11 protein-coding genes are annotated in these 13,604 nt (G+C 72.5%); 5 read left to right on the top strand and 6 right to left on the bottom strand.

The window, feature by feature from the left end; translation table 11 throughout:
• Nucleotide 1: 1 nt before the first annotated feature.
• From ACFQUV_RS13190 to ACFQUV_RS13175, 4 genes are all read right to left on the bottom strand, one after another.
• Nucleotides 2–1,723, bottom strand: a complete 1,722-nt coding sequence (locus ACFQUV_RS13190) for an efflux RND transporter periplasmic adaptor subunit (protein ID WP_129608434.1) — start codon at nucleotides 1,721–1,723, stop codon at nucleotides 2–4.
• An 81-nt stretch (nucleotides 1,724–1,804) separates the two neighbouring features.
• Nucleotides 1,805–2,353, bottom strand: a complete 549-nt coding sequence (locus tag ACFQUV_RS13185) for a hypothetical protein (RefSeq protein ID WP_129608433.1) — start codon at nucleotides 2,351–2,353, stop codon at nucleotides 1,805–1,807.
• A 257-nt stretch (nucleotides 2,354–2,610) separates the two neighbouring features.
• On the bottom strand, nucleotides 2,611–2,880 hold the full coding sequence (locus ACFQUV_RS13180; protein WP_129608432.1) for a hypothetical protein: 270 nt from the start codon (nucleotides 2,878–2,880) through the stop codon (nucleotides 2,611–2,613).
• A 128-nt stretch (nucleotides 2,881–3,008) separates the two neighbouring features.
• On the bottom strand, nucleotides 3,009–5,393 hold the full coding sequence (locus ACFQUV_RS13175) for a glycosyltransferase family 41 protein (protein WP_129608431.1): 2,385 nt from the start codon (nucleotides 5,391–5,393) through the stop codon (nucleotides 3,009–3,011).
• Between the two features lie 164 nt (nucleotides 5,394–5,557).
• On the opposite strand from ACFQUV_RS13175, the gene ACFQUV_RS13170 reads away from it, so the two are divergent.
• Complete coding sequence (locus tag ACFQUV_RS13170) at nucleotides 5,558–6,082, top strand: L,D-transpeptidase (protein WP_111384790.1); 525 nt, start codon at nucleotides 5,558–5,560, stop codon at nucleotides 6,080–6,082.
• Nucleotides 6,083–6,170: 88 nt separating this feature from the next.
• On the opposite strand, the gene ACFQUV_RS13165 is transcribed toward ACFQUV_RS13170, so the two are convergent.
• Both ACFQUV_RS13165 and ACFQUV_RS13160 read right to left on the bottom strand, forming a co-directional pair.
• Complete coding sequence (locus ACFQUV_RS13165) at nucleotides 6,171–6,710, bottom strand: thermonuclease family protein (protein WP_165363828.1); 540 nt, start codon at nucleotides 6,708–6,710, stop codon at nucleotides 6,171–6,173.
• A gap of 160 nt (nucleotides 6,711–6,870) precedes the next feature.
• On the bottom strand, nucleotides 6,871–7,122 hold the full coding sequence (locus ACFQUV_RS13160) for a DUF1674 domain-containing protein (protein WP_111384792.1): 252 nt from the start codon (nucleotides 7,120–7,122) through the stop codon (nucleotides 6,871–6,873).
• 219 nt (nucleotides 7,123–7,341) lie between these two features.
• Between ACFQUV_RS13160 and htpX the strand changes: the two genes are divergently transcribed.
• The 4 genes from htpX to purH all read left to right on the top strand — a co-directional run bounded on the left by htpX (nucleotide 7,342) and on the right by purH (nucleotide 13,534).
• Nucleotides 7,342–8,349 carry a zinc metalloprotease HtpX gene (gene htpX, locus ACFQUV_RS13155; RefSeq protein ID WP_378394996.1) on the top strand — a complete coding sequence of 336 codons (1,008 nt, stop codon included), beginning with the start codon at nucleotides 7,342–7,344 and terminating at the stop codon, nucleotides 8,347–8,349.
• A gap of 218 nt (nucleotides 8,350–8,567) precedes the next feature.
• Nucleotides 8,568–9,908, top strand: coding sequence for an RsmB/NOP family class I SAM-dependent RNA methyltransferase (locus tag ACFQUV_RS13150; protein ID WP_129611512.1), 1,341 nt, complete (start codon nucleotides 8,568–8,570; stop codon nucleotides 9,906–9,908).
• Nucleotides 9,909–10,035: 127 nt separating this feature from the next.
• Entirely contained in the window at nucleotides 10,036–11,802 is a 1,767-nt protein-coding gene (locus ACFQUV_RS13145; protein WP_129611511.1) for a heparinase II/III family protein, read from the top strand.
• 139 nt (nucleotides 11,803–11,941) lie between these two features.
• A complete protein-coding gene (purH, locus tag ACFQUV_RS13140; protein ID WP_129611510.1) occupies nucleotides 11,942–13,534 on the top strand; it encodes a bifunctional phosphoribosylaminoimidazolecarboxamide formyltransferase/IMP cyclohydrolase in 1,593 nt (530 codons plus the stop codon).
• Nucleotides 13,535–13,604: the final 70 nt, after the last annotated feature.

The following is a 13,604-nucleotide window of genomic DNA, read 5'->3' as shown; positions in this document are numbered from 1 at the left end:
CTCAGCGGACGTTGTCGAGCAGGGCGGCGCCCTGGGTGACGATGCGATGCCCTGGCTCGACGCCGGCGAGGATCAGCACGCGCTCGCCGTCCAGCGGCTCGGTGCGCACGATGCGAGGCACGAAGCGCTCGGGCGAGACGTGGTCGTACACCTGGTCCTGGCCGTCGGCGGTGCGCGTCACCGCGCTGCGCGGCACCGCGACCCCGGTGCGCGGCTCGCCGGTGGCGGCGAAGACGGTGACGAACTGGCCGCTGCGCAGCCCGGAGACGTCGCCCTTCACGGCGAAATGGACCGGCACCGACTGGCCGCGATCGGCGAAGCCGGCGCCGCGCCAGACCAGCGACAGCGTGCGGCCGGCGGCGGTGCGGGCGGAAGCCTCGCGCAGGCCGTCGAGGGCCTCGAAGCTCAGCGCCTCCACCCACAGCCGGGCCGGATCGACGATCTGGAACACCACTGCGTTGGTCTGGGCGATCTGGCCGGCGACCGGCACGCCTTCGGCGACGACGCCGGAGACCGGCGCCACCAGCGCCTCGGGGTCGCGGCGGATGCGATCCAGCGAGGCGCGCCGTTCGCGCAGGCCCTGGAGCTCCAGCCGCGTGTCCTCGAGCTGCGAGCGGGCCACCGCGCCGGTGGTCGAAAGCTGCTCGTAGCGGACGAGGCGGCGCTCCACGATGGCGATCTGCTGGTCGAGCTCGCCCTGGCGCTGGCGCATGTCGGAGACGTCGATGGCCTGCATGGGCGGGGTCACGTAGGCGAGCACGTCGCCTTCCTTGACGCTGGTGCCGAGCCGCGGAAAGCCGCCCGGCGGCGGCGACAGGCGGCCGCCCACCGCGGTCTGCACATGGCCGCTGGCGTCGGGGTCCGGAATGATGCGGCCGGGCAGCTCGATGGCGCGCTGGAGGGCGCCGGTGTCGGCCCGGACGTTCTCGACCGCGAAGACGCGCTGCACCGGCTTCGGCACGAACAGGGTGCCGTCGGGCTGGCGCTGCGCCCGCTCGGTCACCGGCGCGCTGCGGGGCTTCGGCGCGGCAGCCTGCGGCGCGGCCGCGTCGGTGGCCGGGCCGTTCTCGTGGGCGATGCCGAGGCGCGGGCCGAGCAGCAGCACGGCGGCGAGAATTCCCACGGTGCCGGCAATCGCGAGGGGCACCGCCACGGCGCGCCGGCGCCCCATCAGGCCCGCCATGGCGAGCCCGGCCGCGAAGCCGCCGCCGAGGATCGCGAGGGTCGCGGTCTGGCCGCCGCCGAGGTGAGGCGCGAGCCCGGAGAGCAGCGACCGCCCGGATGCGCCGGCGGGCGTGCCGGCCGGAGCGCGCGGCAGCAGGAGGGTCACCGGCAGGATGTCGACCACGTCGCCGGCCGTGACCGTGAAGACCAGGTCGACATGGTCGCTGCGGGTCAGCCAGGGGGCGGCGAGCCGATAGCTGCCGTCCGGTTGCGCCGCCGCGGTCGCCGGCCCCTCGGGAGTCTCGGCCTCCACGGTGGCATCGGTGACCGGCTGGTTGCCGACGAGGCGGTCGAGATAGATGCGCAGCGCCTCGCCGTCGGCGACCGCGACGAGCTGGAAGGCATCCGACATGGCTTCGCCCCGCGGCGCCACATGGGCGGGCGTGGTCGGCGCTTCCTCGTGGTCGTGCCCTTCGTGGGTGGCGGCCGGACCGCTCCCGAACGCGACGACGAGCAGCAGCGCGGCGGCGCGGACCGCGTGCAGAAAGATGGCAGGCATGGAGACGGTCCTTCGTTCCGAAACGGAGCAGGGCGCGACGGCGCGGCTCGAGGGCCGGCGGCCGTCACGCGGCGGCGCGGTTCAGACGAAGGATCGTGGCGGACGCTCGAGGCCGGCGGACGCGGTGCCGACGTGGACCGGCTCGGGGGCGCCGACGGGCCGGACGGTGGCGAGCGGCGGCCACGGCGGGGTCGCGGCCGTCGGCGAGAGGGCTCCGCAACCCGAGCAGGCGCAGCCGGGGCAGCAGGCTGGGCCGGGGCAGCCGGAAACGGGGCAGCCGGAAGCCGTGCAGCCGACGGCCATCAGGGCCACGGGGCCGCGGAGACCCGGGTCCGTCCCCGGCGTCGCCACGGCAACCGTCTCGGAGGTGGCCGTCTCGGAGGTGACCATCTCGGCAGGGCCCGCCCCATCGGCCAGTGTCTTGGCGGACACAGCCGCATTTGCCGACGCCGCCGGGCCGGAGCCCGAATTGGCCACCTCGGTGACGCCGGACGCCGCTGGGATATGGCCGGCGGCGCGCCCGGTATGATCATGCCCCGGATGGGCGTTGGCGAGAGCGGGGACGAGCAGGATCGCGGCCAGAACGACCGTCAATCCCAGGATGCTCGTCAGCGCGCGTCGGACAATCATCGGCTCTTCGCCCGGAGCCGGAGCGGCTCCCATCACATTTCTATATGTGGCATTTGGCCGGACCGGGGCAAGCCTCCCCCGTGTCGCGGCTTTCGCGGCCCCTGTGGCACGCGGCCATCGGGCCCGCTCGCCGCGGCGTCCCGTCGGGCGGAGGTGCCTGGTGCCTGGGTCGGAGGCTGGGGCGCGCCAGAAGTCTCCGCGCGCGCCTCGCTGGTGCGACGCCCGCCGGAACCGACGGAACTCCCGACCCCGGGGCTCTACCGATGAGCGCGCCGGTTCACGCGCTCTCGGTACGATCCCGAGCCGTGCACTGGCTGGACGGCAAACGGAATTTTGCCGGCCAGGCAGCTCTCCATCCAGTCCGGCAGCTCGCCGAGCTCGACATGGACGCCGCGGTTCCATCCGAGATCGTAGCATTCGGCCCAGGTCGGGACGGGGCCTTTTCCAGCGGCTGCGGCGGGGGTGGCAGCGGCGGTGACGGCGATAGCGAGGCCGAAAGCGACGAGGGCCAGCGGCGTGAGGCGCATGGTTTCTCCGGCTCGAAGGGGGGCAACACGATAAACGCGACATCTTGCCGCCTTACCCGTTGGAGGTGCAATAGGGCCGCCTGCCTAGCCGAACAGAACCATGGTCCAGAGAGCTGGCGGTGCCCTCCTTATCCTTGCGGTCGTTCGGCGACCCGCGAGAAGAACTGTTCGAGCGCGCGCAGCGGCGCGGTGTCGCCGAAGAGCACGTCCCGGCGTGCCGCGATGCGGGATCGGCAGTCTTGGCGGTATGCGGAGTCGCGCGCGAGCCGCGCGGCCAACGCCACATACGCCTCGGGGGTCGTCGCCACGAGGTCCGACAAGCCCATCCGATGAAGCACCCCACTGGCGAGCCGGCCACGCAGGAAACGGCCCTCCCAGCCGACGATCGGCAGCCCACATTGCGCCGCCTGGAGGGCGGTGTTGAAGCCGGAGAAGCCGATCGTATCGAGCAGCAGGTCGGCTTTTTCCATCAGGCCGAAGAAGGCCGGCGCCGCCTGCCACGGGACGAACATCCCATAGTCCTCGAAACGCAAGCCCTCACGCGCGAAGCGCGCCGTCAGCCGGTGGCGCAGCCGATCCGACAGGGCGCGGGCGTGGAACTCGAAGAAGACCATTCGGCAGGCGCCCAGCGCGCGGGCGATCGCGACGAGAACCTCGTCATGCTCCGGGGCGTACTTGAAGGGCGCTCCGGGACACAGGAGCAGCGGCAGGTCGGACCGTAGCCCGAACACAGCGGGGTCGGGCGCGATGCTCGTCACCCGGCTCGGCGCACAGCAGCAGCCGAGATTGGGCAAGACCAGAAGCCGCTCGCTGTAGTGGGTCTGCGCGTCGGGCGGCTCGAAGGCTTCGGCCGAGAGAAACCAGTCGATCGAGGGAAGCCCGGTGGTTTCAGGGTGTCCCCAGGTCGCCACCTGGGTCGGCGCGAGCCGCAGGCTCGCCAACCGTAGCGTGACGGGGTCCATCCCGATCTCGGGATAGACGAGGATGTCGAGTCGCTTGCTCACGATGGCGTCGACCCATTCGGCCAGCCCGCGCGGACCGTCTTCGAACGAAGCGACGTTGTTGCGCGCCCAAGCGGTCTCGGCATCGTGGTGATGGCCGACATTGAACAGGTGCAGCCGGATGCGGTCGCGATCGAGCCCGCCGACCCACCCTTTCAGGATCGCCTCCCAGACCGATTGACCGTAGATGTGCGCCGACACGATGCCGACCTCGACCACACCTGTCCGAGGTGAGTCACGAGGTGGCGCGATCGGCCGGCGGTCTTGCCACCGGCTCATCACCCGGCAGGCGAGGGTTCCGTGCATCTCCAGCAGCTCTCGGTTGGGGCGCTCCTGATAAGCCAGATAGAACGGCGTGACCGCTCCGACCGCCTCCTGCTCCCCGTCGCGCTCGACCGCCAGCCAGGTGGTGAGGGTGTCGAGTTCCTGCGCGAGGTCCGCTCTCCCGGCATCGAGATCGTCGTCGGACGTCCGAACCATGGGAATCCGGCCGAGCGCGAGCGCCCAGCGGGCCCGCACATCGTCCGGAACGCGAGCCAGGGCGGTCCTGACATCGGCCTCGAACGCCTCGCTGTCGCCCAGTAGGTAATGGGCGAACGCGCGACCGAGCCGGGCGTCGGCCGACGGGGGATCGAGCGCGATCGCCCGGGCGTAGCTCGCCAGCGCGTCGCCGAAACGGCGGAGCCGGCTCAGCGCGTTGCCGCGGCCGATCCAGCTCTCCGGAAGCCCGGGATCGAGGGCCTGCGCCCGATCGAACGCCGCGAGGGCATCGTCCGGGCGCCCGAGACGATCGAGTGCATTGCCGCGGTTGGCATGGGCTGCGGCGTGCCTGGGATCGAGTGCGATCGCGCGGTCGTAGGACGCCAGAGCCTCCCGGTGGTGGCCGAGCCGGGTGAAGGCATTGCCGATTGCCGTGTGGTCGTCCGCCGTCTTCGGATCGAGCTGGACCAGCTCGGCGCACACGGCTCTGGCGGCCGTGCGGTCGCCCTCCCGGACCAGGCAGTTCGCCACATAGGCATGCGCCTCGATGTTGTGAGCGTCGATGCCGATCGCCAGGGTGGCGGTGGCGCGGCATTCGGCGAAGCGCTTCTGCTCCCACTGAGCGAGGGCGAGGTTCAGCAGGGCCGGAAGGCTGCGCGGCAGCAACGCGACAGTGGCGCGGAATTGGGTCTCGGCGGTCGGGAAGTCGCGTCGATCGAGGGCGTCCAGGCCATCGAAGAACAGGGCTCTGGCCGTATCGAAATCACTCATGGTGTGGTTGGGTCCAAACTGACGGGCACTGAAATGGGTCGATCGCTCATCTTTTCCGGCCGATGCAGGGCGGGCAAGCCGGGTGTGCCGGGGGGCGTCCACAGTCGTCGCCGGAGCTCGGGACGAGCGGCCGCTGGCCCGGACCCAGGGGGCCGGCGATGGAAGCCCAGCGTTTCCGTCAAGTGGATCCTCGCGGGTTCGGGTTGGGGCGCCCGCGATCCTCGCCCGGTCGGGTAAATCGGCCACAGCGAGTGTGATCATTCTGCGTCACCCGCCGTTTACTTCGATCACGAACGCTTTGAAGGGGTTGCCCCCGACACACGGAATCTCAAATGGTGGCGGCGTTCTATCCGTGGACGACGGGCCACGGCAGGCATGCCGATCCCGTGGACGTCGCACCATCGGAGAATCGCAGGGGGGACCCAATGGCACGGATCGGACTTCGGACCGCCGCCGTCGCGGTCGCGGCCGGCTTCGTCTTCGGCCTCGCGGCACCGCAGGCCGCCACGGCACGCGAGCAGGTCGCGTTCAGGGATGCCGGCTACGAGGCCGGCACCATCGTGGTGAAGACGCGCGAGCGCCGCCTCTACCTGGTGCTCGGCGACGGCACCGCGCTGCGCTACCCGGTCGGGGTCGGCAAGGCCGGCAAGCAGTGGACCGGCATCAGCCGCATCACCGGCAAGTACGTCAAGCCGGATTGGGCGCCGCCCGCCGAGGTGAAGCGCGACAAGCCGAGCCTGCCGGACGTCATCCGGGGCGGCACCCCGCAGAACCCGATGGGCGCTGCCGCCATGACGCTGTCGGGCGGCGAATACGCCATCCACGGCACCAACGTGCCGCGTTCGATCGGGGGCTATGTCTCGTACGGCTGCATCCGCATGTTCAACGAGGACATCACCGACCTGTACAGCCGGGTCGGCGTCGGCACCACCGTGGTGGTGACGCGCTGAGGCGCGGCGCCTTCTACCGCACCATCGATCCCGACGGGCGCCCCGCGGCGCCCGTTTCTGTTTCGGCAAGCGGCGCCGGCCCTCTGGCTCACCCGCGATCGCACCAGCCGAGGCGGCGGCCGCCCTGATAGGGCCGTGCCACCCCGGCCGCCAGCAGGGCGGCGGCGACGCTCGCGGTGCGGCGGGTCGACACGTCGGCGAGCACCCGGCCGTACTTGTCGGTGCCGGGGGAGGACAGGATGACGCCCCCGTCGGCCAAGAGATCGCGCAGCACGCCGCGCGCCGTGGCGGCCTCCCGCTCCTCCGCGGCGCATTGGCCGTGCAGCTCCGGCGTGTCGACGCCGCGCAGCCGCACCCGCGCCGTCACCACGCGGTCGGGGCCGACCGTCAGGCGCGCATCGAAGGTGTCGCCGTCTACCACATAGAGGATCTCGGCGGCGATCCGCGCCGGCGCGCCGCGCAGGTCCGCATGGGGCGGTGGCATCGGGCGGCGGCCGAGCGGCTCGCCGGTCCACCAGGAGGTCAGCGTCGCGCCGCCGAGCAGCAGGAGGGCGACCAGCAGGCTGATCACCAGCGAGCCGCGGCGCGAGCGCCCACCAAAGGAATACTTCCGACCGATACGGATCATATTCCTATGATACCGATTCGGACCAGGGCCGGCAACGGACCGATGGCGTGGCATGTCCGGCCATGACGGAGGATGCAGTCCGAGAGTGCTGTCGCTGGTATCAGGAGGGTGGAGGGCGACGCGGAAGGGGGCCAGACTCGGGCCGTGCCGGCCCGCCCGATCAGAAGTCGCTGGCGATGCCCTTGATCTCCCAATCGCCGTAGCGGGCGGGCTCGAGCCCGCCGCGGCCGTTGATCTCGGCCGGGCGCTCGGCGGTCTTGCGGTCGATCTCGGCTCGTCGGGCCGCCGCCTCGGCGAGCGCGCGCTCGGCCGCCGGGCTGAGCAGCCGGGCAGGGCCGGGCGAGGCCGGACCGGCCTCCGGGGTCGAGAGCGGAGACGGAGCGGACGCGGGGGCGGAATCGAGCTTGCTCATGGCGCCTAGAGACCCCCGAGCGGGCCGCCCGTCAACCCTGTGCTCGGCCATCCCTGCTGTCGGTCATCTGCGGCGTGCGGGGCCCGAGCGCGACGCCAGGCCGCGTCGCGGTACGCTTGTCCGGTTCCGCTCGCCCTCCCATATGGCGAGCGAATCACGCGCAACCGGCGGCCGCCCGGGATCGGGCCGGACCCGCCGCCGTCCCGGAGAAGGACCCCGATGAACTATCTGAAGACAGCGATCCTGCTGGCGGGCCTGACCGCCCTGTTCATGGGCGTCGGCTATCTGATCGGCGGGCGGAGCGGTGCGACCATCGCGTTCCTGGTGGCCGCCGCCATGAACCTGTTCAGCTACTGGAATGCCGACCGGATGGTGCTGTCGATGACCGGCGCCCACGAGGTCGACGAGCGCACCGCGCCGGAGTTCGTCGCCATGGTGCGCGAGCTGTCGCAGCGCGCCGGCCTGCCGATGCCGCGGGTCTACCTGATCGACGACCCGCAGCCGAACGCCTTCGCGACCGGCCGCAACCCGGAGAATGCCGCGGTGGCGGCCACCACCGGGCTCCTGAACATGCTGTCGCGCGAGGAGATCGCCGGCGTCATGGCGCACGAGCTGGCGCACGTGCAGAACCGCGACACCCTGATCATGACCATCACGGCGACCATCGCGGGCGCCATCTCGATGCTGGCCCAGTTCGGCATGTTCTTCGGCGGCGGCAACCGCGAGAACAACGGCGGGCTCGGCATCGTCGGCTCGCTGCTGATGGTGATCGTGGCGCCGATCGCCGCCATGCTGGTGCAGATGGCGATCAGCCGCACCCGCGAATACGCCGCCGACCGCCGTGGTGCCGAGATCTGCGGCCGCCCGGTGTGGCTCGCCTCGGCGCTCGCCAAGATCGACAACGCCGCCCACCAGATCCCCAACGAGGCGGCCGAGCGCAATCCGGCGGTGGCCCACATGTTCATCATCAACCCGCTGTCGGGCGAGCGGATGGACAACCTGTTCTCGACCCATCCGGCGACCGCCAACCGCATCGCGGCGCTGGAGCGCTTCGCGGCCGAGGCCGGCGGCGGCTGGGGCAGTGGTGCGGGTGGTGGGGGCACGGGCGGAGGCCAGAGCGGTGGCTGGAGCGGCGGCCGGGCCGCCGCGGCGCGTCCCGAGCGGCCGGTGCCGCGCTCCGGCCCGTGGGGCGGCGGCGGAGCCCCGCGCCGTGGTCCCTGGGGCTGATCCCGTCGGCGTCCCCGGTCCTGTGGCGAATCGGTCGCGCCGGGCGCCTGCCGGGCGATCCGGTGGTATGGGGGACTTGCCCGGGCCGGGCATCGATCTGGTATGAGGGAGCGCGCCGGGTCCGAACCGGCGCCCTCGTCGTCGCGTTTCCGGGGCACCCCGGCGCGTTCCTGGTGCGGACCGCAGCCGCTCTCTCGTCCGGTCGGAGCCCCTGATCCATGCCTCGCCCCGCCTTCTCTCCTCCGTCGCAGGCCCCCGGCTTCGCGGCCCGCCGGGTCGCGGCCGAGATCGTCGAGGGGGTGCTGCACCGCGGCCGTCCGCTCGACGAGCAGCTCGACGGGGCGGGCGCCCCGCCGGGGCTCGCGATGCTGGGCGAGCGCGACCGGGCGCTGGTGCGCCGCATCGTCGCCACCACGCTGCGCCGGCTCGGCACCCTGCGCCACCTGATCGGTGCCACGCTGGATCGCGGCTTGCCGCCCGAGGCCGGCCGGCTGGAGAGCGCCCTTCTGGTCGGCGCCGCCCAGATCCACGTCCTCGACATCCCGGACCACGCCGCCGTCGACCTGTCGGTCCGGCTGGTCCAGGCCGATCGCCGCTCCGCCCGCTACTCGGGCCTGGTCAACGCGGTGCTGCGCCGGATCGCCCGCAGCGGCGCCGAGCTGTTGGCCGATCGTGATCCGCTGACCCTCGACACGCCGGCCTGGCTGCTGGAGCGCTGGACCCGCCATTACGGTGCCGAGGTGGCCCGTGGTATCGCCGCCGTCCACGCGGTGGAGCCGCCCCTCGACCTCACCGTGAAGGCCGACCCGGAGGGCTGGGCGGCTCGCCTGCGCGGCAAGGTGCTGCCGACCGGCTCGGTGCGGCTGGTGCCGCACGGCGCCGTCTCCGCCATGCCGGGCTATGCGGAGGGCGAGTGGTGGGTGCAGGACGCCGCCGCGGCGATCCCCGCGCGGCTCCTCGGCGACGTCGCCGGCCTGTCGATCGCCGATCTCTGCGCGGCACCCGGCGGCAAGACGCTTCAGCTCGCCCAGGCGGGCGCCAAGGTCACCGCCGTCGACCGCTCCGAGCCTCGCCTGGCCCGGCTGCGCGAGAACCTGCGGCGCACCGGCCTCGCGGCCGAGACCGTCGCGGCCGATGTGGCCACCTTCGAGGGCGGCCCGTTCGACGCCGTGCTGCTCGACGCGCCGTGCTCGTCGACCGGCACCATGCGTCGCCATCCCGACATTCCGTGGCGCAAGAGCGAGGCCGAGGTCACGACGCTCGCGGGCCTCCAGGCGGCGCTGCTCGATCGCGCCGTGGCGCTCGTCCGCGCGGGCGGCACCATCGTGTACTGCACCTGCTCGCTGGAGCCCGAGGAGGGCGAGGCGCAGATCGAGGCGCTGCTGGCGCGCGACTCGCGTGTCGTGCGGCGGCCGATCGCGGCCGACGAGCGGCCCGGCCTCGCCGGCCTGGTGACCGCGACGGGCGACCTGCGCACGCTGCCTTGCCACTGGCCCGATGCCGAGCCGCGCATGGGCGGGCTCGACGGCTTCTTCGCGGCGCGGCTCGTCCGCCGCTGATGCGTCGGCGACCCGGCGCCGGGCGGCCGATCGGCCCGGTTCTCCAGTGTTGCCCTCGGGAATCCCTTCGTTATGGTGAACCGCCTCGCGTCGGGGCGGCTGATGCGAGCCGAGGGGCTGAAGCGCGATGTCCGGCGTAGCGATCGCGGACCGCGGCCGGTTGATCTGGTTCGCGATGCGGCGCGGCCTCGCCCATGTGGCGGGCCGGCTCGTCGTGCTGCGTCCGCTCGCTGCCCTGCGCCTCACCGGGCGCGGCGAGCGCATCGCCATCGCGCCGCAGAGCCTGCGCACCGCCGATCCGACCCGGGCGAGCGAGATCTATGCGGGCCGCTTCGCGCTGGCCGGCAAGATCGTCGTCTGCGACGGCCGCTCGCCCTTCGAAATGGAGCCGCCGTCCGCCGACTGGGCCGCCTCGCTGCTCGGCTTCCGCTGGCTCCGCCATCTGCGCAGCGCCGAGACGGCCGGCGTGCCGCGCGGCAGCGCCCGCGCCCTGGTCGAGGACTGGATCGCGCTCCAGGGCGGGTGGCATCCGGTCGCCTGGCGGCCCGAGATTCTCGCCCGCCGCGTCATCTCGTGGCTGACCCAGGCGAGCCTCATCCTGGCCGACGCCGACATGCGCTTCTATCGGCGCTTCCTGCGCAGCCTGACCCGTCAGGTCCGCTTCCTGCGCTGGACCGCCGCCGACGCCCAGGACGGCGTGCCGCGCCTCCAGGCCCACATTGCCATCACCTATGCGGCGTTGTGCATGACCGGGCAGGCCCGCCATCTGCGCCGCGCCGTCCGCCGCCTGTCGGCCGAGCTCGACCGCCAGATCCTCGCCGACGGCGGCCATGTCGGCCGCAACCCGGGCGCGCTGATCGAGCTGCTCGCCGACCTGCTGCCGCTCGCCCAGGCGTTCACCGCCTGCAACATCGCGCCGCCGCCGGCGCTGCTCAACGCCATCGACCGCATGATGCCGATGCTGCGGTTCTTCCGGCACGCCGACAAGACCTTCGCGCTGTTCAACGGCATGGGGCCGACCGCCCAGGACCTGCTCGCCACCATCCTGGCCTACGACGACGCCCGCGGCGCGCCGGTCGCCAATGCGACCCACTCGGGCTATCAGCGCATCGAGGCGCGGCAGACCGTGGTGCTGATGGACACCGGCACGCCGCCGCCGCTGTCGCTGTCGGCGGACGCCCATGCGGGCTGCCTCGCGTTCGAGCTGTCGTCGCGCCAGCAGCGCATCGTGGTGAACTGCGGCCTGCCGGCCACCGGCAAGGGCAACTGGCGCCATCTCGCCCGCTCCACCGCGGCCCATTCGACCGTCACCTTCAACCAGACCTCGTCCTGCGTATTCCACGACACGCGGCTGATGCGCCGCGTGTTCGGCACGCTGGTCGCCGACGGCCCGCGCCGCGTGGTGATCGCCCGCGACGCCGACGACCACGCCGAGCAGGTGCGCGCCAGCCACGACGGTTACGCCGACCGCTTCGGCGTCATCCATCAGCGCACCGTGACGCTCTCGGCCGACGGCCGCCGGCTGGAGGGCGAGGACATCTTCCTGCCGGCGCGCGGCGAGGCGCTGCCGCCCAAGCTGCCGGACGAGTTCGCGGTGCGCTTCCATCTGCATCCGGCGATCCGCGCCACCCGCGTGCAGGACGGGCACGGCGTCATGCTGACGCTGCCCACCAAGGAGGTGTGGAGCTTCCAGTCGCACGAGGATCGCGTCGACATCGAGGAGAGCGTGTTTCTCGGCGGCCGCACCGGCCCTCTGCGCACCATCCAGCTCGTCATCCACGGCCGCGCCCGCAAGGCGCCGCGCATCGAGTGGACGTTCGCCCTCACCGCCGAACCGGCGCCCGCGACCGCCTCGGCCCGGCCCGGCCGCGAGCAGACGACGCTGCCGCGCTGAGACGCTCGTCGTCGTCGGGACCGGCACGCCGCGCGAATCCGCCGTGAAGCGCGGCACCACAGGGGAATTTAGGCTGGCAAAGTCGGGCGCTGCGGCCCATGATGCCGCCAGCTCACATCAACCAGAACGACATGCCTCGATGACCGAACAACCGCGCCGTATTCATCGCGCCCTCTTGTCGGTGTCCGACAAGACGGGCCTCGTCGATTTCGCCCGCGAGCTCGCTCGCCACGGCGTCGAGCTGGTCTCCACCGGCGGCACCCGCGCCGCCCTCGTCGAGGCCGGGCTCGCGGTGCGCGACGTCGCCGATCTCACCGGCTTTCCCGAGATGATGGACGGCCGCCTCAAGACCCTGCACCCCAAGGTGCATGGCGGCCTCCTGGCGATCCGTGACGACGCCGCCCACGCGGCCGCCATGGTCGAGCACGGCATCGCACCGATCGACCTCCTGGCCGTCAATCTCTATCCGTTCGAGGCGACGGTGGCGAAAGGCGCCGACTTCGCCACCTGCATCGAGAACATCGACATCGGTGGCCCGGCGATGGTGCGCGCCGCCGCCAAGAACCACGCCGACGTCGCCGTCGTGGTGGACGCCGGCGACTACGCCGCCGTGCTGGCCGAGATGGCGTCGCATGGCGGCGCCACCACGCTGGCGCTGCGCCGTCGCCTCGCCGCCAAGGCCTATGGCCGCACCGCCGCCTACGACGCGGCGATCTCCGGCTGGTTCGCCGAGACGCTGGAGGACGGCGCTCCCGGCTGGCAGGCGCTCGGCGGCCGGCTGATCGAGGCGCTGCGCTACGGCGAGAACCCGCACCAGGTCGCCGCCTTCTATCGCACCCCGGAGGTGCGGCCCGGCGTCGCCACCGCCCGCCAGGTGCAGGGCAAGCAGCTCTCCTACAACAACATCAACGACACCGACGCGGCCTACGAGTGCGTCGCCGAGTTCGATCCGAAGCGCACCGCCGCCTGCGCCATCATCAAACACGCCAATCCGTGCGGCGTCGCCGAGGGCGAGACGCTCGGCGAGGCGTACCGCAAGGCGCTTCTGTGCGACCAGGACTCGGCCTTCGGCGGCATCGTGGCGCTCAACCGCACCCTCGATGTCGAGGCGGCGCGGCTGATCACCGGCATCTTCACCGAGGTGATCATCGCGCCCGACGCCACCGAGGAGGCGATCGCCATCGTGCGCGCCAAGAAGAACCTGCGCCTCATGCTGGCCGGTGGCCTGCCCGATCCGCGCGGGCGCGGCGTCACGCTGCGCTCGGTGTCGGGCGGCTTCGTGGTGCAGTCGCGCGACAACATCGTGGCCGACGATCTCGAGCTGAAGGTGATGACCAAGCGGGCGCCGACCGAGGCCGAGCTGGTCGATCTGCGCTTCGCCTTCCGGGTCGCCAAGCACGTCAAGTCGAACGCCGTGGTCTACGCCCGCGACCGCATGACGGTGGGCATCGGGGCGGGGCAGATGAGCCGCGTCGATTCCGCCACCATCGCGGTGCGCAAGGCCGAGGCGGCGGCGCGCTTCGCCGAGCTGCCGGAGCCGCTGACCAAGGGCTCGGTGGTCGCCTCCGACGCCTTCTATCCGTTCCCCGACGCGCTCCTCGTGTCGATCCGCGCCGGCGCCACCGCGGTGATCCAGCCCGGCGGCTCGATCCGCGACGAGGAGGTGATCAAGGCGGCCGACGACCACGGCGTCGCCATGGTGTTCACCGGCGTGCGCCACTTCCGGCACTGAGCCGTCCCGTCGCCTCCCACCGTGTCGGCCCGCGCTCGTCGCGGGCCTTTGTGGCCGGACCGGCGCCGCG

This window comes from Rhodoplanes sp. P11, assembly GCF_964266735.1.
In the GTDB taxonomy this organism is placed as follows: Bacteria; Pseudomonadota; Alphaproteobacteria; order Rhizobiales; family Xanthobacteraceae; genus Rhodoplanes; species Rhodoplanes serenus.
This window is presented reverse-complemented; position numbering and strand designations above follow the sequence as displayed.